We start from the raw sequence: 24,702 nt of genomic DNA, 5'->3' as shown, positions 1-24,702 counted from the left end.
TTTTTGTGTTCACATTCTTATTCAACCGTAACCTTTTCAAGCATGTACAATCCTGATGGATGCATCCAGAAGCCTTTGACATCGCTGCCGATGACTGCAAGGTCTTCATCATTGCGAAGGAAGACAATTGGCGCTTCTTCCATCTCAATTTTTTGAGCTTCGGCATAGATTTCAAGACGTTTTTGCTCATCCGTTTCCTGGCGTCCTTTGTCGATCAGCTCATCCACTTTCGGATTGCTGTAAAAAGAACGGTTACCAGGGTTTCCTCGTGCATCACTGTGGAACAGGAAGTACTGGTTGTAATCCGCATCCCCGGTCATGTTGGACCACCCAAGGATAAACATATCGTGGTCGCCTTTTGCTGTACCTTCAAGGTATGCGCCCCACTCCACTACTTTTGTTTCAACTTCAATGCCAATGCCCTTTAATTGAGACTGAACAACCTCAGCCACGTCCATGCGTGCTTTATTATCATTTGTCCAGATGGTTGTTTTAAAGCCGTCCGGGTAACCGGCTTCCGCTAATAGCTGCTTCGCTTTTTCAAGGTCATATTTGTAGCCTTCAAGATCCGGGTTATGGCCCCAGATTGCAGGTCCCATCGGAGCTGTTGCAACTGTACCAACATTGTTATAAACGCCTTTTACAATGGCTTCTGTATCAATTGCATAGCTGATAGCCTGGCGCACTTTAACATTATTGAATGGTTCTTTTTCAACGTTAAAGCCGATGTAGTCTACACCTAGCGCTTCACTGCGTACAAGCTCCATGCTGTCGCTGTTTTCAATGCGCTCTACTTCTGTGACAGGCACAGGCTCTGCGATATGCGCTTCCCCTGTTTCAACCATGGCAATACGGGTAGAATCTTCAGGAACTACTTTATATGTGACTGTTTCCATTGAAGGCTTGTCGCCCCAGTAATCTTCGAACGCAGTCAATTTGATTTCCTGTCCAGGCTTCCACTCGCCAAGCTTGTAAGGGCCAGTACCAACCGGGTTTTGACCGAGATTGTCTCCTGACTCAATGGCAGTCGGGCTTAGGATGCCGGCTGCATAGTGGGCAAGGTTCGCCAATAGTGGAGCATATGGATAATCTGTAATCAATTGAACGGTGTGATCGTCGACTACTTTTACCTCATTAATCATTTCAAAAAGATTCGAACGCGGTGAAGCTGTTTCTTCTGCCAGTACCCGTTCAATTGTTTTCTGAACAGCTTCTGCTGTAAAATCAGTGCCGTCATGGAATTTTACTCCTTCACGAAGCTTGAATTCCCATGTCAGGTCGTCAAGCTGCTTCCATTCAGTAGCAAGAGCAGGCTGGATTTCCATATTTTCATCCTGCTGTACAAGACCTTCGTAAATTTTACCGTGATACACATTCGCAGATGGAATATCTGTGCCCAGATGCGGATCCAATTTAGTCGCATCTGATAGTACAGCAATAACCAGGTCTTTATTTGAAGCATTGGAATCACCGCTGGCAGATTCAAGGCTTCCCGGATCACTGCCGCCGGAGCATCCGGCTAATAATAAAATTACAGCGGCTAATCCCAGCCAAAAACTTTTCATTTTCATCCTCTTTACCCCCTGTTTAATAGGATATCACTTGCAAATCCTTTGTTGATTTGGTGAAATTCACATGGCCATCGTTTGTAATGACAACCAGATCCTCTATTCTGACTCCGCCAAACCCAGGAATATAAATCCCCGGCTCAACAGTGATAACCATCCCTTCCTGAAGAACGGTCTCATCTGTCGCTCTCATCGCAGGCTGTTCATGGATGGCCAGTCCCAGCGAATGTCCCAGGCTGTGTCCAAAGTTGTCGCCATAGCCTGCTTCACGGATAATGCCGCGTCCGATTTCATCAAGTTCTCTGCACGTTCTTCCAGGTCCGATCGCCTTCAGGGATTCCTCCTGCGCCCGGCGGACGATATTATAGATCTCCACCTGCTTTTCAGACGGCTCTCCAACGACAACTGTCCTTGTAAAATCAGAGAAATAACCGTTTACGATCGCACCGTAATCCATTTTGACAAAATCCCCGACCTCAATTACCCGGTCAGTAGCCTGTCCATGAGGAAGACAGGAACGCGGACCTGAAGCAATCACATGATTGGGCTTAATGCGTTCGGCACCCTGTCTTTTCATAAAAATTTCAAGTTCCAGTCCGATATCCTTTTCGGTTATGCCTGGACGGATGAAATCCAAAATGTGTGTGAAAGCCTGATCGCAAATCTCGATCCCTTTTCGCATGTTTTCGATTTCTTCCTCATCTTTAATCATGCGGATTTCATTTGTTGCGGACGTAACATCCACCAGCTCAGCTTCCGGAAGCCTTGTTTGAATTTCCAAGTAGACAGATGCCGGAACATCTCCAAGTTCAAGGGCGAGTGTTCCATTCTTAATAGTAGAAGAAAAAGAATCACAAACCATTTCAATCAGGTTTTGCTGATGCTGGATCACCTCGAAATCGGATGCCTGATCTTTCGCCTGGTCCACATATCGGAAATCTGTAAACAGCTTCTGTGAATCCTCTTCTATTAAAAGAGCACCTGCTGACCCCTTGTATCCGGAAAAATAGTATCTGTTTTCAGGTGAGTAAATAAAAACCCCTTTCCACCCATTTTCCGACATTTTCTTTCTAAGCTTCTCAACTCTTTGTTTCATCCCTTCACCCCCTATTAATATGTAAAGAATATGTAAATCTCTGCTGTGCTGTGTGAATTTCAACCGAGACGGGCATTTGCTCTGCATCCCAATTGAAAAGGTTGTGTTCATTATAGGAAAAATTTTTTGCCAATGTTTTCGTTTTTTTGTCATGTTTTTGCGAATTTTTTACTTTATCTTAAAATTCAGACAAAATAGTTAATAATTTTGATAAATTAGTTCTCAACCAATAAGACACATGGGGAGGAACCTAAACATGAGCACAATTGCAAATCCTCAAGAAACAGCCAAAGCTCCTGTGCCAGTTTCCAAAAGGAAGGCCAAGGGAGCCGATCTGGCAAAAGCTCTTATCAAAAATAAAATGTCGCTGGTAGGCGGCAGCATTGTTTTTATTTATATTATTCTCGCTGTCCTTGCACCGCTTATCTCGCCTTATGATCCATACGAAATTGACCTTGTGAACAAACTGCAGCCTCCATCAGCTGACCATATTATGGGAACTGATGATAAAGGCCGGGATATTTTCAGCCGTATTTTATACGGCTCACAGCTTTCCCTGGCAGTTGGCTTTGTATCAGTCTTCATCGGAGCATTATTTGGAATTGTTCTGGGGATTATCTCCGGCTACTACGGAGGCTGGGTGGATACGATTATCATGCGTTTCATTGACGTGCTGCTTGCATTTCCTGGACTGCTGCTTGCACTTGCCATTGTCAGCGCACTGGGGCCAAGTCTTATAAACGTTATGATCGCTGTCGGTGTTTTTTCGATCCCTACTTTTGCCCGTATTGTCCGCGGCTCGACTTTAAGCGTTAAGAAAATGGAATATATCGATGCAATCCGTGTTTTAGGGGCAAGCGACCTGAAAATTATTTTTGTTCATATCCTGCCTAATATTATGAGTCCAATTATCGTACAGGGAACATTGCGCTTGGCGACATCGATTCTTTCAGTAGCAGGCCTTTCCTTCCTTGGAATGGGGGCACAGCCGCCAACACCTGAATGGGGTGCGATGCTGAGCGATGGCCGTGATTTTCTGTTCACTGCGCCGCACATCGCGTTATTCCCGGGCATCGCCATTGCCCTGATCGTTCTGGGCTTTAACTTATTCGGAGACGGACTCCGTGATGCACTGGATCCGCGAATGAAAAATTAAGGAGGTTCTCACATGTTTATCTTTCTGATGCGCAGGCTTGTTCAAATGATCCCGGTTCTGCTGGGCGTTACCCTTATGGTTTTTCTCATCATGCAAATGGTTCCCGGTGACCCCGCCGTTCTAGTGGCAGGTGAAGGGGCAACCGATGAGCAGGTGGAAGCGATCCGCCATGACCTCGGATTAGATCAGCCTCTTGCCGTTCAATATCTGAGTTATGTTGGGGATGTTGTAAAAGGAGATTTTGGCGAATCCATACGGACAAGCCGTCCTGTTCTGGACGAAATCCTCGTCCGTTTGCCAATCACACTTGAATTGGCATTCTGGAGCATTGTGATTACGATTGTTTTGGGTGTACTGTTCGGAATCATTGCAGCAACGAAGCAAAACAGCTTTACAGATGTTGGTTTAATGATGGTTGCCCTTCTTGGCGTATCCTTGCCGAACTTCTGGCTCGGCCTGATGCTGATCATCTATTTTTCGGTCGGACTTCAATGGTTTCCGGTTGCCGGCTGGGGGACCTTCAGCCATGTCATCCTTCCGGCCATTACACTCGGAACAGGCGGCGCAGCCATTGTGGCCAGGATGACACGTGCGAGCATGCTGGAAGTCATCCGTCAGGACTATATCCGCACTGCCAAGGCAAAGGGTGTACGTCAGCGTCTAATCATTTACAAGCACGCGTTAAAAAATGCACTGATCCCGGTTATTACTGTAGTCGGCCTGCAGTTTGGCGCCCTTCTCGGCGGAACAGTTTTAACAGAATCCGTCTTTGCCATCAATGGAGTCGGCCGATTAATTATTGATGCCATCCGGATGCGTGACCTGCCGCTTGTGCAGGGATCGATTTTATTCGTATCGGTATTGTTTGTCATCGTCAACCTGCTTGTTGACCTGTCCTACCGATTCCTGAATAAACGTGTTGAACTGAACTAAAACCATTCCCGATTGAGAGGAGCAGAATGATGGGAACTGAACATAAAGAAACGATACTGGAAGTGAAAAACTTAAAAACTCATTTCTTCTCCGGCAAAAAAGTCATTAAAGCAGTCGACGGCGTAGACTTTGATGTAAAAAGAGGAGAAACGCTCGGCATTGTCGGAGAGTCAGGGAGCGGAAAGAGCATCACCTCTCTCTCCATCATGCGGCTGATTGCAGAGCCTCCGGGAAAGATCGTGGACGGTGAAATCAATTTTAAAGGTAAAAACCTGCTATCTGAAACAGAGGAAGGCATGCGGCAAATGCGCGGAAATAAGATTTCGATGATCTTCCAGGAACCGATGACTTCACTCAATCCTGTGTATTCTGTCGGTGAACAGATTGCAGAAGCTTTCAGGATACATCAAAAGCTGCCGAAAAAAGAAGCCTGGCAGAAGGCGGTTGAAATGCTGCGTTTAGTCGGAATTCCATCCCCTGAAAAAAGAGCCAAACAGGAGCCCCATGAATTAAGCGGCGGCATGCGCCAGCGTGTCATGATTGCAATGGCATTGGCGTGCAAGCCGGAGCTGCTGATTGCTGATGAGCCGACTACGGCTCTTGATGTAACGATTCAGGCGCAGATATTAGATCTTTTAAAGAACCTGCAGGAGCAGCTTGGAACGGCTGTCATCATAATCACGCATGATATGGGTGTGGTTTCAGAAACCTGTGACCGTGTCGCCGTTATGTATTGCGGAAAAATTGTCGAGCATACGGATGTAGATTCCCTTTTTGAAAATCCAAAGCACCCATACACACAGGGCTTGCTGAGAAGCATTCCGGCTGTGGACAGGGACGTGGAGGAACTGGAGGCTATCCCTGGTACGGTTCCAAGCCCGGACAATCTTCCTCCAGGATGCAGCTTTGCACCAAGATGCCCGTTTGCCACTGATTTGTGCAGAACGGAAGAACCGGATTTATTGATTGATAACGATGATAAAGTCCGCTGCTGGATGTACTCGGAAAGATGGAACGGGCCGGCAGCAAAGGAGGTTGCAGCAGATGTCAGCCACGCTAACTAAAGAAAAGGAAATCCTTCAAGTTAAGGATCTGCAGCAGTACTTCCCGATTAAAGGCGGCGTTTTTGGCCGCACCGTCAATCATGTAAAAGCGGTTGATGGCGTGAACTTTACGATTTATGAAGGGGAGACCGTCAGCATTGTTGGTGAATCCGGATGCGGAAAGTCGACGACAGGACGCGCGATTTTGCGACTTGATGAGCCGACTGGCGGGGAGGTTATCTTTCAGGGAACGAATTTACTGTCTAAATCAAAACGGGAGATGCGTTCGATCCGCAAAGACTTGCAGGTCATTTTCCAGGATCCGTTCGCATCTCTCAACCCAAGAAGATCGATTGGCCAGACGCTTGAGGAAGCAATGGGGATCCTGAATGTTGTTCCGAAAGCGAATCGGAGGGGCCGGGCAATTGAACTTTTAGAACAGGTCGGATTAAAGGAAGAGCATATTGACCGCTATCCGCACGAATTCAGCGGCGGTCAGCGCCAGCGGATCGGGATTGCCCGCGCATTGGCGGTGGAGCCGAAGCTGATCATCTGTGACGAGGCTGTATCCGCACTTGATGTTTCCGTTCAGGCACAGGTACTGAATCTATTAAAAAAGCTGCAGAAGGAATATGGCTTAACGTATCTATTTATCTCTCATGACCTTGGGGTTGTGCGCCATATCTCTGACCGAATTATCGTTATGTACCTGGGAAAAGTAGTTGAAATTGCAGAGAAAAAGAGCTTATTCGACAACCCGCGCCATCCCTATACACAGGCGCTGCTGTCAGCCATTCCGGAGCCAAACCGGAAAAAGAAAAAGGAACGTATCATCCTGAAGGGCGATGTCCCGTCCCCTATCGATCCTCCTGCCGGCTGCCGGTTCCATACAAGATGTCCGCTGGCTACCGACTTGTGCAGGCAGTCCGATCCGGAGCTTAAGAGTCTGGGAGAAGGACATCAGGCCGCCTGCCATTATGCGGAGGCAATTTCTTAAATAACAGGAGTTCCAGCCACAGTGCTGATCTCATATTATGGAATAACCCCCTTTTGGGCGATGCCTTATGGCTTCGCTCTTTTTTTGCTTTACAAGGATTCTTTCATTCAACTAAAATTCCATTTTATTACGTTTCCCGAATTAACTTACTAACCAGTTATCTGACATGTTATACTATTATAAATTCTTTTAAGGCGTGAAGACCATGCTCATTACATACGAGACCTTTTCATTATTTGCGATTTTTTCCATATTTGTGCCGATGGCCGGAGCCATTATCTTAATGATGGTGCTGGCTTTTGAAAAACAGATTGATAGTCTTTCCTTCGAAAAGCAGCAGGTGGTTCTGGAAAATACGCTGCAGGAAAGCAAATATATGCAGCTGAATCAGCAGATTCACCCCCATTTTTTATTCAATACCATTAACCTGATGCTAGGTCTCGCCCGCTTAAACCGCATAGAAACACTGATCAAGGCACTGGAAACCTTGTCCCTGTTTTTAAAATTCAAGTACCAGATAAAAGAGCAATTAATTCCGTTAAAAAAAGAATGGGAGTATACCAGATATTATTTAAAAATACAGGAGCTGCGGTTTCATAACCGCCTTACCATTACGGAGGATGTAGACGAAGAAGCATTGAAGCACTTTGTGCCTCCTTACCTGCTTCAGACGATTGTGGAAAACTCATTCAAGCACGGACTGGAGAAAAAACCCGGACCTCTTTCCCTCACCATTAAAGCGGAAAGCCACGAAGACCACATCACTTTATATGTCGAGGATAACGGCCTTGGCATCGGTGATCATTCATTCGAGGACATGATGACAAAAGGGCAGGGTCTTTCAAATGTTAAAACGCGGCTCGATCTCCTGTTTCAAAAGGCAAATTTGGACATCTATAAAAATGAACAAAACGGAGCTACTGTGAAAATAACACTCCCAAAAGTCGAATTCCAGCAGGGGGAGCAGGCATGAATGTATTATGCATAGATGATGAACCAATCGTAATTGAACAGCTTGAATATATTCTAAAGCCGGCATTTCCTTTATGGAATTTCCACTTTGCCTATGACAGCAGCCAGGCTCTTGCCATCAGCAAGGAACACTACTTTCATCTGGCTTTTGTGGACATTGAGATGCCGGGCAAGTCCGGGCTTGAACTGGTCAAAGATTTAAAAGAGCTCCAGCCCCATCTGCAAATCATCATTCTATCAGCCCACCAGGACTTTGAATTTGCCAAAAAGTCCATTCAGCTGGGGGTTTCCGAATACCTGACCAAGCCTATTATCGAAGAAGAATTAAAAGAAACGCTGAAAAAGTTCTCCACTCCCATTTTCAAAAAGGAATATTCCAAAATGGTAAACGAGGCTTTAAATCAAATTCATGAGTCCTATGAACAGCGGATTGGCCTTCAGGATATTGCAGCCAGGGTCCATGCAAGCCCAGCCTATTTAAGCCGCAGGTTCAGCGAAGAAGTTGGCACTTCCCTTATTGACTACCTGACCGTTTACAGGCTGGAAAAAGCTAAACATCTTCTGTCTACCACCCATTACAGCATTTCAGAGATCGCTGAAAAAACCGGCTTTAACAGTCTTCATTATTTTTCAAGCCAATTTAAGAAAAAAGAGAACATTACACCAAAGCAATACAGGGAGCAGCACTGATGAATACAAACCTATCCAAATCAGTTCAATATGGCTTCGGGCTGCTGAGCATTGCCATTATCTCAAGATGGACATCAGGCAATGCCGTTTTTACAGCACCTGAAGCTTTTTTGCGTTACGGCTTTATCGGGACTGTCAGCTTTTCAGCTGCCGGCGCCATTGCCTTTTTGGCCCTTATTCCAATTATCGCAAGGGTACGGTCTGCAGCAGAGTCTTCATCTTTTCTCGGAATTATGGCAAGCCGTTTGTCGGAGCCTGCCTTAAAGTGGATGAAGCGGGGCATTCTGCTGGCCATTTTTTTCGGCATGTCCGTCATGGGCTTTGCCGCAGGGATCCTCGTCTTCCCGCTGGGCACCCCGGTTCCTGTCGGGATGAGTTTATTCTTTTTATTCGGGTTTCTGGCAGCGATCTTTTTCCGGTTAAAATGGTTTACCCGGTTCAGCATGCTAAAAGTGGGCATTCTCTTTTTAATCATGATCATGATTCTTGTCCATGCTTATATGCTGGAAGGGATTGAAGTCGTATACGATGGCATCCGCCTGTACCATCCGTATCTGCTTTATGTGGAATGGGATATGCTGCCCTTGCTGCTGACGGCTTTTACCATCGCCATGCTCGGGCATCTGCTGCTGGATCTGAAAATGTGGAATATGCTTTTAAAAAGCAAAAGAGAAAAGCTGCGGCTCGGTCTAAGTATGACTGGTCTTATCTGGAGCACCATCCCCTTTTCATTTTCGATGATTGCTTTATCGGCCATTTATAAAGGCGGATTTCAAAACTTTTATTCCGTCTTTGAAAAAATTTTCCTGAGATACGACCATTTCGCTATTACGATTCTGCTCATTTTTATCTTAATGGTTATCTTCTTCGAAACTTTTCTATCACAGATTCATTCGCTGTATGTTCTTTATGACCGGAATGACCTCAAGCTGAATAAGCATATGTGGGGGATTCTGATTTTGTTTGTGGCGGCCATTCCATTTTGGGCCCACTTATTCTCGATATCTTTACTGGATTTATTCTTTATTTCCGGAGTCTTTTTTGCGGCCGCGCTGCCGGTTATCCTGCAGATTTTATGGAGCAGGAAGGAAAAAGGCATGCTGATGCCTGCCGCAGTGCTGATTGGGACTTTATCCGGCTGGACATTTTTATTTTTCATTGAAGGACCGAACAGTATCCTTATTGGGTTTGCGTCATCGCTGATTGTTTTGTTAATAGGCTGGACTGCTGAAAGAAGAAGCAGCACAGCTGTCTCCTAGAATGGAAGGAAGCATATTGACAAAAATCTTAGAATCCAATATGATGTAGCTATAAAATGAATAGTATCTCCTAAAGGGGAGTAGCTTTTACAGCAGAGTCGTCATTACGGAGCACATGCTCTCGGCTTTGTTGGCAATCTAAACAATTGTTAGCAAGACCTTTACCAAATTCGGTAGAGGTCTTTATTTATGGGCCTTTACCACCGCGGTAAAGGCCCCTTTTTTTGTCTAGCTTCGGTGCCTACCCCCTCGAGGTCATAAGCCAATCCTTCCAGTAAGGCAAAGGACGCCTTCCCGGAAGGCTCGTCTTATGCTTGTCGGGGGTGAGCAAGGCACCTCCGCTTTTCTTATTATACAGGCCCGCACCGCCGCATGTTTTACTTCATAAAATGGAGGAATAGGTAGAAGGAAAATTCTTTGAAACTTTATCGTTATTTTCACGTAAAGAAGGAAACAGGAAAATTGTGGTGTGAGCGAGCAGCTCCCCCCTATACAAAATTAGAGGAGAGATCTTTGTTGATTTTACGAAAATACATGTCAATGCTTGGAATAGGCTCTGCAAAAATTGATTTGCAGCTGCCAAAGCTTCAATATACGCCAGGAGAAAATGTGAGCGGAATCTTCCTGATTGAAGGAGGAACCATTGATCAGCAGATTAAGCGGATTGAGTGTGACCTGGTCATGGCATCGCCTGACGAAGAGAAGGAGGAAGTGATCGGGACAGCGACCATTCTGTCCACCAAAGTCATTGAATCAGAAGAAACCAACAAAATGGACTTTAACTTCCAGCTGCCTGAAGACATTCCCTGCTCTGCACCTGACCGGATTTTTCAATTTAAAACAAGGCTGATCTTTAACGAAGGCGTCAAAAGCGCCGACCTGGATAAAATTACGATTATTCGATAATCAATCCCAAGGAGGATGAAACGAGTGTAGCATATCCCCTCTTACCATATATAAACTATAAAAAGAGGAGATTCATACCTAATTGAACACTTTGCAAAAGTGGCTAATTCTATTTACTTTTTGAAGCATACTTGAAACAAGCTATCTGTCAGCTGCCACACTTGAGGTGAAAAACCCGCCGCGCATTCAGGTGTCAGCTCCCATTCAGCGAATGAACTAGAAATAGGTGAACTAAATGAAGTTTTTCAAACGCATCAAGTTTGTATTAAAATTTTGGAAGTTCCTTCCCTTCCTGAGGGATTACTTTCTCTCACGGGAGGTAACAGCCGGCAAAAAGCTGTTCCCGGTTGCGGCCGGCCTTCTTTATATCCTACTGCCGCTCGATCTTGTGCCAGACTTCCTGTCGATTTTCGGATTTACGGATGATATCGTGATTACATCGTTTGTCCTTCAGCAGATGGTGAAAATGGCTCCGGAGTCGCTAAAGGAAAAATATAAGGTCCTGGAGGAATGATGTTGGAAGCCTGTGAATATGCAGGCTTTTTTATTTGGCTTTTTTTAGAGGAAGGTCTGACTTCAGACTTAAAACCTCCACCTTTCTGCCGATATTAGGTAAGGCGAAATACGACAACACGGAGGTTTATTTTGAAAAAACTACTACCTATTCTGCTTCTGTTCAGTTTACTTCTGGCATCCTGCTCTGCCTCTGAACAAAGTAAAAACCAAAATAAAGAATATAAAATTGGCATTCTATTATCAGACACAGGACTTGGAGATGAGTCTTTCAACGACTCTGCCTTCCGTGGCCTGGAAAAAGCCCGTGATGAGCTGGGTATTCTGTTTGATTACAAAGAAGCTCCAGACGGAAATTTTGAAAAGCCGCTTGAAGAGCTTGTCAAAGATGATCATGACCTGATCATCGGACTGGGTTTCACAGCACAGGAAGCACTTGAAAAAACGGCTGAGAAATATCCCGAAAAGCAATTTTTGCTGATTGATGCTGTTTCCGAGCTTGAAAATGTGGTCTCACTTACTTTTAAGGAGCATGAAGGAAGCTTCCTTGTGGGGATGCTTGCTGCCATGACAAGCAAAACGGGCAAGGTGGGATTTATCGGCGGTGTTGATGTGCCTGTCATTCACCATTTTGAAAATGGATTTATTCAAGGTGCCAAGCACTTCAATCCGAAAATTGAAGTATTAACAGAATACGCCGGGAACTTTGGAGATGCGGCTCTCGGTGAGAAAATTGCTGAGAAGCAAATTGCTGCAGGTGCAGATTTTATCTACCCTGCTGCGGGATTCACCGGTTTTGGCGCACTGAAAAAAGCGGAAGAAAAAGGCGTGCTTGCCGGCGGTGTCGATTCCGACCAGTATTTTGTTGCGGAAAAAGCCGTTGCCACATCGATGGTCAAAAACATCGACATTGCTGTTTTTAACCTGGCGAAGGAATTGACGGAAAACGGAAAAATCGAAGCTTCCTCCTATGAATGGGGACTGGCAGAAAACGGTGTCGGCCTTTCGGAAGTTCGGGTCATTTCCTTAACAGAGGAGCAGAAAGCTGCATTGAAAAAGGCAACAGAAGACATAATCAATGGAAAAATCACAGTAAAAGCTGAGATATAAAGGAGCTCCCAAGATGACATTACGCAACCGCCTTATTATTGTCACGCTGATCCCGCTCGTACTGTCGGTCAGCATGATAGGCTTTATCATTTACCAGACATTAAACATTCAAAGCTCCGCTAAAGATGATGTGGAACTTCTTCTGAAAGTAAAGGACCTGGAGCAAAGCCTGGTAGTGACAAGCCAATCACTTGCCAATTACACCTATAATTCCAGTGACGCCAACAAAGACCAGGCACTAACCATGATGAAAGAAGTTCAGGAAAACCTGGCTTCACTTTCTTCAGTCGCCGCCGTTCCAGAGCACAAAAAAATCATTGGAAGCATTGAAGGAAAATATGCAGAGCTATCGGAAGTTTCGACAGAAGCCTTCACCAATGGAAACAAAGCCGAAATCAAGCGCCAGAGCATACGGATTTCCGGCATTTTAAATGATATGCACCTGCTGAAGAAACGGACAAATGAATGGTATGAAGGGATTCTTCAGGAAACCAGCCAGAAAATCGCCTTTATCACGAATTCCTCCCTCATAGGAAGCGTGCTGCTTATTTTGTTATCGGCTATATTCTCATGGATGGCTGCCAGAAAGATTACAAAACCAATCAATGCGATTGTGGAAAAAGCTGAGAAAATTTCAGAGGGCGATTTAACAGCAGACTTATCACAGCTTTCTTTTAAAGAAAACAGCCGCTATGAAGTGGATAAACTAACGGAAGCCTTCTCAAAAATGGTGGTAAATCTAAAAGGAACCGTGCAATCCATTGAAGAAGTCAGCCAGAATGTAAAAGGATTTGCCGGGGATGTGGCTTCTTATATGCACAGCTTAAATGAAAGCAGCGGCCAGGTGGCCGTTTCAACCGACGAATTGGCGAGAGGAAGCCAGGCCATTTCTGAAGACGTTCAGGCTACCGCTGAGTTAATGAGCGTGATGGGCGAGCAATTTTCAGCTGTCCATCAGTCGAGTGCGAAGAGCGCTTCACAAAGTACACAGGCATTGGAATCTGTTACTCAGGGCAGAGTGTCCCTGGAAAAACAAATGAAACTTGCTGAAGAGATTTCCAGTTCGTCTAACCATATTAGAAGCTCAGTCAGTGAATTTGCCCAGTTCACCAAGGAAATTGAAGGGGCAGCTAACACCGTTAAAGATATTGCGGATCAAACCAATCTGCTGGCCTTAAATGCGGCGATCGAAGCAGCCCGTGCCGGTGATGCCGGTAAAGGATTTGCGGTTGTGGCAGAAGAAGTACGGAAGCTCGCCGATTCTTCTTCAAAAGCAACCGATCTCATCGCCTCGATGGTCAGCAATATCCAAAATGGAATCAGCAATATTTATAATGCCACTGAGCAGGGGCATGCCCTTTCAAAAGAGCAATCCCAATCAATGGGTGAAACGGAACAAGTTTTTGAAACCATTTCGGAGCATGTTTCCGGCATTCACAGCCATTTGGAAAAATTGGTTGAAGACATGAAGACCTCCAGTGATATGAGCCAGCGGGTTATTAGTGCCGTGGAAAACATTTCAGCGGTAACAGAAGAAACCGCTGCAGGGACGGAGGAAATCTCAGCTTCTACAGAAGAACAGCTTCGCGCGTTTGAGCAGGTAATGGTGAAGGTGGAGCAGCTGAAAGAAATGACCGGAGTGATGGAGAGGGAATTGGAGAAGTTTACAGTTTAGGCGGATTTTTGGCAGTGTCGTTTTACTGAAATTGTGAACGATGCAATTAGGTCGGGAAAACCTGCAAATAGAAGTATAATTCTTGTAAATAACTTCGGCATTTCTGCAAATAGAACGGCGAATTTGCAAATAGCAGACCAATTCCTGCAAATAGCCCAATAGTGAACCCAAACAAACGAAAACCCCGCCTCAGCAGCAGGGTTTTCACGTTTTATTATTGCGCTTCAATCAGACCATAGCGGCCGTCTTTACGCTTGTACACTACATTGGTTAAGTTAGACTCTGCATTCGTGAACACGTAGAAGCTGTGGCCCAGCATGTTCATTTGCAGGATCGCCTCTTCGCTGTCCATCGGCTTCAAATCGAAGCTCTTTTGGCGGACAACTTCAAGCTCATTTTCATCTTCTTCCACTTCAGGGACCTCTGCCTCATTTTCCAATGCTGCAAACACAGCAGTCAGATTGCCCTTCTCGCGGAACTTGCGGTTCACTTTTGTTTTATGCTTGCGGATTTGACGCTCCAATTTATCTGTAATCAGATCAATCGCTGCATACATATCATCATGATCTTCCTCTGCACGAAGTACCAGGTTCGGCATCGGAATCGTTACTTCCACTTTAGAACGGTTATTGTTATACGTTTTTAAATTTACATGTACATTTGCATCAGGAGTTTCAGTAAAATACCTTTCTAACTTAGCAATTTTCTTCTCTACGTACTCTCTAATTGCTGGAGTTACCTCAATGTTTTCACCACGAATGTTGTAATTCATACGTGAACTCCTCCTTCTCATTATACAATGACAGCCTTTTCATTAGCGTTTACTGTGAAAATCACCAGTAATGCCTGAAAAGGAAATGCCTAGTCTTAAAAGTATATTAAGACTATGTATTTATATTTCTATTTTACCCCTAAAAACTCCTGCTGAAACTGGTAAAAAGATTGAGAATATTTGTCGAATTGGTGACGCAAATAAAAAAACGAGCAGCTCCTTTGGCTGCTCATCCTTTTATATCAATATTGCCGCCCAAGTGGGGCTGGGCTGCGTGCTGGAGGGACTGTATCTGAGACCCGCTCATCATCTTATTAATAAATTTTGCATTTCCCTCCGCTTGATCCATGGCTTTCTTCATGACTGAGATGGATGCCTGCTGCTGGACCTGGCCTTGAGATAAGACCATGGACATTAATGGGATATCCAAGGGAACACCTCCTGGCTATTTAAGCCTGATCCTATTTAGGACTGTATATATGGATTTAATTCCTGCTGAATATTTTTATGCCACACTGCAAATGCGGGATAGAGCTTTTTCGAAATGATCTCCTGTCTAACAGGAAGATCGTCAAAGTTCTGAATAAGGAGTTCAGCCTGATCGGCTACTGCACTAATATCAGCAATAGCCTTTAGCATCGTCTGATTGCCTTGAACAAGATAGCTAAGCTGTTCATGAGCTGAAGCGACTTGAGGGAATGCCTGAAAAACATCACCAAGAAGCCGATCTCCCTCTGTTTTGCTAAAATCGCTAAAGCTTTTTACTATATAATCAAATGCCTCATCAATGGTATATAATAAATCGCTGTATTCCTTCAAAAAAATATACTGCTCTTCGGTCAGAGTCAACAAAGTTAGTCACCTATTTTCTTTTATCATAAAACATGCCGTCCGTTGCCATGGATTGATAGGGATTTGCATATTTTCCGGTTGATTCTTTTTTAACGTTTAAGTCTTTGATGTCTTTTTGAATAAATAGCTTTTCCCTTGTCATCAGCTGGGTGACTTTTGAATTGAGGCTGATCAGCCTGGCTCCCAGATCCTTTTCGGTTTCTGAATAGGGAGGAGCCATGCCAGCCATTGCCTGCTGGCGTTTTTCAAGAAGAATATCGACATCATTCATTTTCGCATCACGGTCAAGCTTTGGATGTTCCAGCGTTTTGATTAATTCGAGGGTTAAATCATAAAAACTTTGAACCGAACTCACTACACAGTGCCGCCTTGGGAGAATTGCTTCTGACGATTGACCTGGATGACTTCCTTCCATGTGTCGCGGAATTCGGTTACAAGACCCTCGACTTCATCAAGAATAGCTGTCTCATTCTTGACATTCGCTTCCATCAGCCTCCGGTTCATATAATCATATAAAGCCATCATGTTTGAAGATACCTCTACATCCATATTCAGCGTAACCATCAGCTCTTGTATAATATTTTGCGCCTTCTGGATATTTGTGTTTTTCACCTCAATGTTATTGTCCATTATGGCTTTTTTAGCCTGATGGACGAACTTCAGGCAACCGTTATATAGCATCAGTGTCAGCTCTCCAGGAGATGCTGTATTCACTGAATTTTGCTGATAAGATTGGTATGGATTGCTTACTGCCATTTGTAACACTCCTTTTTATTACATGCCGCCAAACTGGTTCATGAGGAACATGGACTGCTCATTGGAACGCTGAATCGCTTTTTCCATTGCAGTAAATTGGCGCCAGTAGCGGTCTTCCACCTGCTTTAATTTATCTTCAAAGCTATCAATCCGCTTGCCTACATCATTCAATTCCCTGCCGATGGTGAACTGCTGATTGGTTGTAAAGCTATTTCCGGCTTTTGTCTTCAATTTATCCATAGCAGCGTTTACTGTATCATAAAGCCTGTGGGCAATCCCTCTTTGCCCATCTGTCTGCCCTTCTCCTCTAAAAAGATTTTCAACAGACACAGGGTCATCTTCGATTGCCTTTTTCAGGGCGGCTTCATCAATTTCCAGCTTACCGCCTTCTAAATAATTGCTGGTCGTTTTAATGCCGATACTGGCCAGCTGATTATAAAGCGGAGAAACAAGATCATTCGATATGGGCTGGTAAAAGTTCATTCTCATCCCCGATAATACAGACTGAAGAGTAGAATCCTTGCGCAAGAGACCGCTTTTAGCTCGCTCTTCCCATTGCTCCTGCTGCTTGTCCGAAAGCTGCTCACGCTGTTCATCCGTCAAAGGGGTATAGCTTCTATAGCGTTCTTCACCAGTCTTTTTCTGGATCTTATCGATCATTTCATTGTATTTATCCACAAATGCCTTAATATTGTCAAAAACCTTTGTGGAATCATTGCTGACATTGATGCTGACCGGCTGATCTTCAAATGTCTGCTTAAGCGTAAAGGTGACGCCGTTCACTTCAAACGTGTTTGAGCTCCGATTAGTAGCCAATCCGTTAATTTCGAATTCAGCGTTTCTTCCTTCTTCTTTGACCGCAGCCCCTTTAAAGCGCAGCACATCATTCAGAAAGCTGCCGCTTGTCGTGATTTCAGCCCCGCCTTTATTAAAATCACCCGTCTCAGTACGGGTCATCGTCATTTGGCCTGTAGCACTGTCAAAGAACATATTGACACCAGCACTTGAAGCATTGACTTTACTGATGACATTATTCAGGGACTCACTGCCTGAAATAAGGAAGGAATCATGACGCTCTCCTTTAGAGGTTGAAGTATCGACTGAAAAAGCAGTGAATTTGTGATCAAATGCAATCTCCAGGGTCATCGTTGTACCTGATCCCTCTGCCGGCTTTTTCATATCAGAATTAAACGTGATTTTACCTGTTTCATAGTTAAGAGTGCCTACCACTTTATTGGCATCATCGAGTATTTCTCTTTCTCCATTCACGATATTACCCATTGAAAAAGTTTTCTCAGTGGTCGTTCCGGACGCTGTTTCCTTTATCTTAATGCTCTTCACTTCGTTCAAGGCACCTTGAGCCAATTGAATAGAGGAAGTGCTGCTTGAAATAGCGTGTGAACCCGTCCGTTCAGTGGCAACATAATCAATCTTTATAACACTTCCCTTTGCAGGTTCCTTGCCAAATTGCAGCGTTCCATCTTCTTTTACCAGCACTTCATTCTCTTTTAAGGGACGGCTCGCCGCAGTTAATTCTGCCTCACTCAGCGCATTAAATCCTACTCCATTAACCTTTACACTCCAGGAGCTAAGTTCACTTAGGTCCACTTTGGACATATCTCCGAAACTAATGGCTGCCGGATCGGTCACATCAATATTTTTACTTAATACGGCACCATTTTTCCAAGCACTAGCTACAGTGTTGCCACTAGAATCTGTATGATTGCCTTTATACATAAAACTGCTTTCCTGTGCATATAGGCTTTTGCTTGGGTCGATGGACTTCCCATCCGCAGAAATACTGCCGCCATTCACTCGAGTCTCAGCACTTGCCAGCTGTGTTACTTTCGAAATCGAGTAAGAAGACTGGCTGGCTGCACCACTTGCTGTGGCAGTTACCATTGCTTCATTTGAAGAAGTTGTCAGACGTGAGCGATAACGTGTAGTCAGCTTCATCTGCGTCAATTCACTTCTAAAATCCAATAGTAATGAATTCATTGCACGGTAATCATCACGCTGCCATTCCAATACTTGTTTCTTCTGCTTTAATTTATCAAGAGGCATCCGTTCTGCCTTCATTAGATCTGATACAAGCTGGTCAATATCCATCCCGCTTGCCAGACCTCCGATTCTAACCAATGAGAACTCCTCCTTTAAATCTTTTTATCTACCATCAGTCCAACAAATTCCGTCATCGCTGCATACATATCCAGCATTTTCTTTGTTGGGATTTCCTTTACGACTTCCTGGGTTAAGTCATCAACTAGTGTGACGTAATATTCGTTTAGTTCATCATGGAGTACGAACTTTAATGAGGTATGAGAGGCCTGTAAGAACTCGTTCATGCTGTCGACTACCTCTGGCAACTGTCCTTCCTTGATTTGGCCATTCAGTTTTGGCTGAACAGGCAATTCTTTGTTTATCTCTTTAATGCGAAATTCACTTGAATTTTCATTTGTATGTACTGATCTGGTTGTAAGAGAAATATTTTGTGATGATATACGATCTATCATTAGAATCCCCTACCTATATTAAATAACTACCTTAGTTTTTATATCGGAATTTACCTTTGATTGTTAAGAAAAGTTTTGGATGAAGGGGAGTTTTGAAGGAAAATATATTTTCCGCTAGCAGACTTTTATGTGGTTTAGATTTTTAATAAACAAATGATGATGTAGCGCTCTAATTCTTATTAGAAACTTTCACCTTAGAATTATTAAAGTTCTTACCAGTTTTAAATAAAATCAATTACGGGCAGTATAGACACTACCGAATATACCTTTTATTCATAAATAAGAGACCCTAGCAAAGCCAGAGTCCCTTCTATTAGAAATTAACGAATAAGATACTCCTTGTGGTTGTTGGTTATTTTGAGCCAACATACTTGTGCCTGCTTGGCTAAGAATAAGTCATCATTTCTTTCGCCATGTCTACATCACGGATACGAAATTCCGCAGCAGTTAGGTTACGAGTTTCTTCCAATCCATTTGTTTTTCCTATTGATACAACATCACTTTCATAATAAAATCAAACAATTTGCCCTCTAACTTCATATCTTAATCAAATACTCATGGATCTCTCGTAAAAATTTACAAAACCCCTATAATCTGTTTACATTAAGACTTGTATTTAGTTCTTAACTAAAATTGACATATAAGCCATTGTCGTAAATCCATTTGCTTTCAATAAATCAAATATTTTTTTTAAATAAGCACTATTATGCTCAACAGTTTTAGCAAAAGATTGGATGAGTTTGATTACCAAATCTTTGGTTAAATCTTTATGAAAACCTGACATGCCGATTAAATGAAGTTTGATCATTGAATAATGAATAACTAACATGACATAATCATCAAAAAGAGTTTTCTGACCTAAGGGAAACCAATTTTTAAATATATAATTAACAAGATAGTTTTCTAAAATATACTCATGTTTAGTCATAAATGGCTCATAATATTCTTCAAATGCCTTTTTATAAATCTTCGTAACTTCTTCAACTGTAGCTTCTTTAGTGTATTGGATACCTTCTAACATTTCTGCTAAACACTCAACGTATCGTTGACTTGAGACAGCTTGACCAAAACGAAAATCAACCAATTCTTTACACAATTCCATTTGCACTGCCAACTGCGTAGGTATTTCGTCAAGTAGCTCTTTCATTCCATGATTAGTCGTCCAATTATTAAATTTAGTAATTACATTTGGAATAACATGAACATTATCTTGATCAATTTGTTCCTGTAAATTTTGATAGAACATTCCTAAAATAATAAGACGATCTGCTATAGAATACGTACGATCTTGCATGATTTGAATTGAAAAAATACGCAACTCCCAAAAATATTTTTGTATTATATTGTTCTTTGCATTATCAGTTGTTAATTGTAAAGTAATAACCCCACGTGTATCCTCTGGTTCTTCAATTTGATCAAAATCAATTCCATTCGGGTTTAAAAGTGCTAACCGTGCAGCTTCTGGACATGACATTGTAGCTGATTTTTCAATTATACCGTTTAGATTATTAATAATACGTGGGTAAACTGTACAGGTATTTGACAAATACTCTACACCTAAATTCAATTGCACTTTACAAAGGTTCTCATCTGATAAGAAGGAACATCTACCATTACTCTCCATTTCAATTTTAGCATATGACCTTGATGATGAATTAGTACGCAGTCTAGTAACACTCTTCTCAAAGTATGGCTTTAGTTCAGAATCACGTGATTTTTTATACTTTTTATAAGTACCTTTTTCAATATTCACTCTCCAACCGATACAACATGAGTCTTCACAGGAAGAACCAATACAAGAAAATTTTCGCATGTATTGCGGAACGAGTAATTGTCTTGATTTAATAACCATTTGTGACATTGTATACTCTCCTTCTAAATATACAGTTGATTAAAAAAGATTTCCTACCTTCTAAGCTGCCTATTTTAATCATGTAAGTAGACATAAAGAAAAAGGGTTGGGCAATACCCCCAATCCCCTTCTCAAAAAATTTATTAACGTAACAATTGAAGTACACCTTGTGGTTGTTGGTTCGCTTGCTTTGCGACTGCATCTTTCAATGACAGAATAGACTATATCTTCACCCTTGACTCCTTCAAGGGGCTAGGCACTTCGAACAGTATTTACTGCCCTACGAGATTCATAGTCATAGCTTCCCTGCCTTAGACCGTATTCTCTAGTCGTTGAACCTTCTCCAAAGTTTCCTTTCAGGAGCTTGGCTGCTGATTATCCATTGTATCATCTCCATCATTTTCACACATTCACGTCCACCGTTTCCAGTCACGTTGTAGTTGACGTAGCTTTAGGAAGTTCCAGCAATTCACCTAGTTATACTCTAGTTCATTACCAAACTAGACGCCCTCAGATCAATTATCTCAAAAGTTGCAATACCCCTTGAGGTAGTTGATTAGATTGAGCCAACATTGCTTGTGCTGCTTGAGAAAGAATAGAATTTTTAGTTTGAGTCATCATTTCTTTCGCCATCGTGCGAACATTTGCTTTCACAAATGACTAGACTATATCTTCACCCTAACATACTAGTAGGAGTCGGGCACTTCGGATTAACAATGCTGATGACCATTGTTTCACCTATGGATTTCATCACCCTAGCTTTTGCCTTAGATGGTTTATCCTAGTCGTTGAACCTTCTCCATTCTTTCGAAACAGGAGCTTGGCTGCTGATTGCCCAATCTTTTCTTTTTTCAAACCTTCACGCTTGTCGTTTCCAACTACGTTGTGGCAAGAAAAGCTCTTAGGGGTTTCCAGCAATTCACCCGATAATAATCTCTGACCGTTACCAGTCAGGACGACTGTGCTTGTTACTGTCTAAGCAGCTAAAGCATAATCAACGTCACGAACTCGAGACTCAGCAGCTGTTAAGTTTTCAGAAGAAGTACCTAAGTTGTTAATAGTGTGTTCTAAACGATTAGAGAACGCACCCAACTTAGAACGCTCTGTTGAAACTTTTTCAATTGCCTCATTGATAACTGTAATAGCTGCAGCAGCTTTTTCGTGAGTAGACACATCTAATGCTGCTTCAACCGTGTTATCATCTGTTCCATCTGTTACTGTATTAGTAGCTGTAAAATTACCTTGTCCAGCTACTCCTGTAAGACCAAGTGCTTCAGAACGCATATCATTAATGTCAATCGTCATGCTTTGGTTTTCATTAGCACCAACTTGGAATTTTGCCTTAAATGCTTCTTGAATTCCACCATCTTTAATTTCAAGTTTTGCATCAGCACCAGTCGCTTCAGTATCAATTTGAATAATACCTGAAGTAGCTGTAGTTGCAGCAGCTTTAATTCCATCTAAGCTGTCTAATTGAGTTGAAATAGTATTTGCTAGAACATCATCCCAGTCTGAAGTTGCATTAATTGCATCACTTATATTAATTCCTATACCATCACCAGTATATTCTCCGTCGTTAGCGTTATAGAACTCAACTTGCTGACCGTTGATAGTGAATCCTTTTCCAACTAGCGCTTCTGCTTTTGCTGCGCTGTCAATATTTGCCCCTGTTGCTGAAAAATCTAGATTTGTAGTAGCTGCAGTAGCAGAAGTTGTTGTACCATTGGCACCAGTTAATCCTAGTGTTGGGGTTGCAGTTAATGTTTCTGTAATATCAATTACACCTTTAGCCCCATCATAATCTCCACCTGAAACAGCTTGGATTGTCACCTTACTTGTACCGTCTGATACAGCAGTATATTGTCCTTTTAATAATTCATTTTTATCAATCATAGCTTGAACAGCTGCAGCAGTTGCGTCAGCAGAATTAGCAGCAGATGTACCAGTATCATCAACCTTGATTGTTGCAGAAGTTGCAGTAGCGTCACCTGCATAACTTACAGCATTAGCAGAAAGTGCTGCATCAGTATCAGTAGTAACTGTTAAATCAATACCATTTAGACTAAATACCATAGTTTTATTATCTTCTTTTAAATTATCTGCAGCAAATGTAATTGTAGCTTCCGCTTGAGTATGCTGTACATTATTTCCTGTTTGCGAAACATCTGAACTAAAAAGTCCAGAAGCCGTTAGATTTGCTTTGCCATCACCTTTTAGCAAGCTCTTTGTGTTAAATTCAGTAGTATTACCAATACGATTAATTTCAGAAGATAATTGGTTAACTTCCTTTTGAATCTCACCGCGGTCACTGTCAGTATTTGTATCATTCGCAGCTTGAGTTGCTAACTCCCGCATACGTTGTAAAATATCGTGAGTTTCATTTAAAGCACCTTCAGCTGTTTGAATCATACTCACACCGTCTTGTGAATTTTTAGCAGCCATGTCTAAACCACGAATCTGTCCACGCATTTTTTCAGAGATTGCTAGACCAGCAGCATCATCTCCAGCTTTGTTGATTCGAAGACCGGAAGATAATTTCTCCATTGATTTGCCTTGTGCTGCATTAGCACCACTCAACTGACGATAAGTATTTAACGCCGCAATATTATGATTAATTCTCATTATTTACTTCCTCCTTGAGTATATATCCCACATCCATGTGGTTGTTTTACCAACCAGCAGAAAAGTCGGCCGCCTTTTTGCTGTTCAGCTTTACAATGGTTATATCGACTTATTTTGACAGGTGTTTAATAGTTTGGAAGAATTTTTTATTTCTTTCTAAAAAAGTTACTCAATCTTTCGATGGAACTAGAGTCTGTTTGAGTTGCACTGCTGTTTTCCTGTTGAATCGATAAGTATATTTCTTTCCTATGTATGTCGACATTTTTCGGTGCACTGATGCCCAGCTTTACCTGGTCACCGTCCATAGATAGAATAGAAATTTCAATGTCATTACCAATAATGATCGATTCTTTAAGTCTCCTTGTGAGTACAAGCATTATCTCTCCCCCTGTTCTTGAGGTGTCATGATTTTATGTTTGGTCTGGTAAGGTGCTTGATTAAGAATGACTTGTTTGCCCAGTTTTTTTGTTTGGTTAATGACTAGCGGTGCTTGCAGGTTAGCGGTTGTTTCCTCAAATGGCTCTCTTACTGTCAAAATCGCAAACGTTGCCACATCTTTATCTGATTGGATCTCTAATTTTTCTATTGCCTCGTCCGGCAAATCAAACTCATACTGTGGAAATAGAAAAAACGGATCTGTAACTATAAAAGCTACCTCAGGTGTTTTTACTGACTGAAGTACAAATAAGTCTGTCCCTTCAAGAGGTAATATATAAAACTCCTTTTCCTCTAAAAAACCCGGAATCCCGGAAGGAAATTTAATAATATCCTCCTTATTTATTTCCTGCTCACCATGAAACTTTGTTTGGATATTCATCTTTGCACCTCATTGCTATATTGTTAGATTGATAAAATCAATATCTAGTCTGTTTTTCTCGAGAATTTCTGTGCTTACTTTTCCAGGCGTATAAGTATGAACCGCCTTTCTGGTTTCAACTTCAATCATCGGCTTTTGCGGATGAGCTTCAATGTTGACTTTGGCTGGTTCATATTTGATTATTACACTATTATGAGACGGTACCCAGCCAATATTGAACTGCAGGGGAGGACCCTCACTGTTTTCCTTGGCCTGATGGGCGATGGGATTGCCGCCGTTTTCAATTTTCATGAGCTCTGTTCCCTGTGCAGCTCTTCTCTCCAGCCCTTTCAGCCAATCCTGATACCCGTTTTGGGCGAACTCTTCTATTCTTCTGCCGACACTTTTTAGGTCGACGTCTTCACGTGCTTTGGTCTGGTCTATTGTCAGCTTACCGGGGATTGCTTCGATTTCCAGGATGGCTTTTGGCTGCTGGATGTATTGGGTGGCAGGGGGCTGTTCGATTTCCTGTACCGATTTTTCTATCTTTAATCCCATTTTGATAAAGTTGGATTCCAGTCTGATCTGCGGTACGTTCATGTTAGACACCTCTTTTATGAA

General features: G+C 42.7%; 25 protein-coding genes and 2 pseudogenes. 11 read left to right on the top strand and 16 right to left on the bottom strand.

Translation table 11 applies throughout. From position 1 onward, the window contains the following. Positions 1-17 precede the first annotated feature (17 nt). Positions 18-1,571 carry a glutathione ABC transporter substrate-binding protein gene (locus JI665_RS13830; protein ID WP_206840110.1) on the bottom strand — a complete coding sequence of 518 codons (1,554 nt, stop codon included), beginning with the start codon at positions 1,569-1,571 and terminating at the stop codon, positions 18-20. Positions 1,572-1,587: 16 nt separating this feature from the next. After that, positions 1,588-2,664 carry a M24 family metallopeptidase gene (locus tag JI665_RS13825; protein ID WP_206840109.1) on the bottom strand — a complete coding sequence of 359 codons (1,077 nt, stop codon included), beginning with the start codon at positions 2,662-2,664 and terminating at the stop codon, positions 1,588-1,590. A 256-nt stretch (positions 2,665-2,920) separates the two neighbouring features. On the opposite strand from JI665_RS13825, the gene nikC reads away from it, so the two are divergent. From nikC to JI665_RS13770, 11 genes are all read left to right on the top strand, one after another. Beyond that, a complete protein-coding gene (gene nikC, locus JI665_RS13820; RefSeq protein WP_244671195.1) occupies positions 2,921-3,820 on the top strand; it encodes a nickel transporter permease in 900 nt (299 codons plus the stop codon). Between the two features lie 12 nt (positions 3,821-3,832). Next, complete coding sequence (gene nikB, locus JI665_RS13815; RefSeq protein ID WP_035329199.1) at positions 3,833-4,753, top strand: nickel ABC transporter permease; 921 nt, start codon at positions 3,833-3,835, stop codon at positions 4,751-4,753. Positions 4,754-4,782: 29 nt separating this feature from the next. Beyond that, positions 4,783-5,817, top strand: coding sequence for an ABC transporter ATP-binding protein (locus tag JI665_RS13810; protein WP_206840435.1), 1,035 nt, complete (start codon positions 4,783-4,785; stop codon positions 5,815-5,817). Continuing rightward, positions 5,798-6,793, top strand: coding sequence for an ABC transporter ATP-binding protein (locus tag JI665_RS13805; protein ID WP_206840107.1), 996 nt, complete (start codon positions 5,798-5,800; stop codon positions 6,791-6,793). Before JI665_RS13810 ends, JI665_RS13805 begins: the two co-directional genes overlap by 20 nt. 205 nt (positions 6,794-6,998) lie before the next feature. Next, positions 6,999-7,766: a sensor histidine kinase gene (locus tag JI665_RS13800; RefSeq protein WP_206840106.1), complete on the top strand. Its 768-nt coding sequence runs from the start codon at positions 6,999-7,001 to the stop codon at positions 7,764-7,766. Continuing rightward, a complete protein-coding gene (locus JI665_RS13795; RefSeq protein WP_206840105.1) occupies positions 7,763-8,455 on the top strand; it encodes a response regulator transcription factor in 693 nt (230 codons plus the stop codon). The genes JI665_RS13800 and JI665_RS13795 overlap by 4 nt, the downstream gene beginning before the upstream one ends. Continuing rightward, positions 8,455-9,714, top strand: coding sequence for a hypothetical protein (locus JI665_RS13790; protein ID WP_206840103.1), 1,260 nt, complete (start codon positions 8,455-8,457; stop codon positions 9,712-9,714). The genes JI665_RS13795 and JI665_RS13790 overlap by 1 nt, the downstream gene beginning before the upstream one ends. Before the next feature lie 516 nt (positions 9,715-10,230). Beyond that, complete coding sequence (locus tag JI665_RS13785) at positions 10,231-10,620, top strand: sporulation protein (RefSeq protein ID WP_206840101.1); 390 nt, start codon at positions 10,231-10,233, stop codon at positions 10,618-10,620. 235 nt (positions 10,621-10,855) lie between these two features. Then, complete coding sequence (locus tag JI665_RS13780) at positions 10,856-11,134, top strand: YkvA family protein (protein WP_206840100.1); 279 nt, start codon at positions 10,856-10,858, stop codon at positions 11,132-11,134. 131 nt (positions 11,135-11,265) lie between these two features. After that, positions 11,266-12,243 (top strand): BMP family lipoprotein, encoded by a 978-nt coding sequence (locus JI665_RS13775; RefSeq protein WP_206840098.1) that lies wholly within the window; start codon positions 11,266-11,268, stop codon positions 12,241-12,243. A gap of 13 nt (positions 12,244-12,256) precedes the next feature. After that, positions 12,257-13,918 carry a methyl-accepting chemotaxis protein gene (locus tag JI665_RS13770; protein WP_206840097.1) on the top strand — a complete coding sequence of 554 codons (1,662 nt, stop codon included), beginning with the start codon at positions 12,257-12,259 and terminating at the stop codon, positions 13,916-13,918. A 214-nt stretch (positions 13,919-14,132) separates the two neighbouring features. On the opposite strand, the gene hpf is transcribed toward JI665_RS13770, so the two are convergent. The 14 genes and pseudogenes from hpf to JI665_RS13700 form a co-directional block, all read right to left on the bottom strand. Continuing rightward, a complete protein-coding gene (hpf, locus tag JI665_RS13765) occupies positions 14,133-14,690 on the bottom strand; it encodes a ribosome hibernation-promoting factor, HPF/YfiA family (RefSeq protein ID WP_206840096.1) in 558 nt (185 codons plus the stop codon). 229 nt (positions 14,691-14,919) lie between these two features. Further along, positions 14,920-15,120 (bottom strand): YjfB family protein, encoded by a 201-nt coding sequence (locus tag JI665_RS13760; protein ID WP_206840095.1) that lies wholly within the window; start codon positions 15,118-15,120, stop codon positions 14,920-14,922. A gap of 35 nt (positions 15,121-15,155) precedes the next feature. Then, entirely contained in the window at positions 15,156-15,539 is a 384-nt protein-coding gene (locus JI665_RS13755) for a hypothetical protein (RefSeq protein WP_244671194.1), read from the bottom strand. Positions 15,540-15,552: 13 nt separating this feature from the next. Continuing rightward, positions 15,553-15,897 (bottom strand): flagellar protein FliT, encoded by a 345-nt coding sequence (locus tag JI665_RS13750; protein WP_206840093.1) that lies wholly within the window; start codon positions 15,895-15,897, stop codon positions 15,553-15,555. Further along, positions 15,897-16,298 carry a flagellar export chaperone FliS gene (fliS, locus tag JI665_RS13745; protein ID WP_206840092.1) on the bottom strand — a complete coding sequence of 134 codons (402 nt, stop codon included), beginning with the start codon at positions 16,296-16,298 and terminating at the stop codon, positions 15,897-15,899. The genes JI665_RS13750 and fliS overlap by 1 nt, the downstream gene beginning before the upstream one ends. Before the next feature lie 18 nt (positions 16,299-16,316). Then, complete coding sequence (fliD, locus tag JI665_RS13740) at positions 16,317-18,437, bottom strand: flagellar filament capping protein FliD (protein WP_206840089.1); 2,121 nt, start codon at positions 18,435-18,437, stop codon at positions 16,317-16,319. Between the two features lie 14 nt (positions 18,438-18,451). After that, on the bottom strand, positions 18,452-18,811 hold the full coding sequence (gene flaG, locus JI665_RS13735) for a flagellar protein FlaG (protein ID WP_206840088.1): 360 nt from the start codon (positions 18,809-18,811) through the stop codon (positions 18,452-18,454). 273 nt (positions 18,812-19,084) lie between these two features. Then, positions 19,085-19,265: pseudogene (locus tag JI665_RS13730) on the bottom strand (flagellin); the annotation flags it as partial. Between the two features lie 162 nt (positions 19,266-19,427). Next, the gene (gene fliB / locus JI665_RS13725; protein ID WP_244671193.1) at positions 19,428-20,672 is read right to left on the bottom strand and encodes a flagellin lysine-N-methylase; all 1,245 of its coding nucleotides are present in this window, start codon (positions 20,670-20,672) and stop codon (positions 19,428-19,430) included. Between the two features lie 510 nt (positions 20,673-21,182). Next, a pseudogene (locus tag JI665_RS13720) lies at positions 21,183-21,296 on the bottom strand (flagellin); the annotation flags it as partial. 342 nt (positions 21,297-21,638) lie between these two features. Continuing rightward, positions 21,639-23,285 (bottom strand): flagellin, encoded by a 1,647-nt coding sequence (locus JI665_RS28970; protein ID WP_206840086.1) that lies wholly within the window; start codon positions 23,283-23,285, stop codon positions 21,639-21,641. Between the two features lie 146 nt (positions 23,286-23,431). After that, on the bottom strand, positions 23,432-23,662 hold the full coding sequence (gene csrA / locus JI665_RS13710) for a carbon storage regulator CsrA (protein WP_206840084.1): 231 nt from the start codon (positions 23,660-23,662) through the stop codon (positions 23,432-23,434). Continuing rightward, complete coding sequence (fliW, locus tag JI665_RS13705; RefSeq protein ID WP_206840082.1) at positions 23,662-24,102, bottom strand: flagellar assembly protein FliW; 441 nt, start codon at positions 24,100-24,102, stop codon at positions 23,662-23,664. Before fliW ends, csrA begins: the two co-directional genes overlap by 1 nt. 15 nt (positions 24,103-24,117) lie before the next feature. Continuing rightward, complete coding sequence (locus JI665_RS13700; RefSeq protein WP_206840080.1) at positions 24,118-24,681, bottom strand: DUF6470 family protein; 564 nt, start codon at positions 24,679-24,681, stop codon at positions 24,118-24,120. Positions 24,682-24,702 lie beyond the last annotated feature (21 nt).

Source organism: Bacillus sp. NTK034, from assembly GCF_017303275.1.
In the GTDB taxonomy this organism is placed as follows: domain Bacteria; phylum Bacillota; class Bacilli; order Bacillales; family Cytobacillaceae; genus Cytobacillus.
This window is presented reverse-complemented; position numbering and strand designations above follow the sequence as displayed.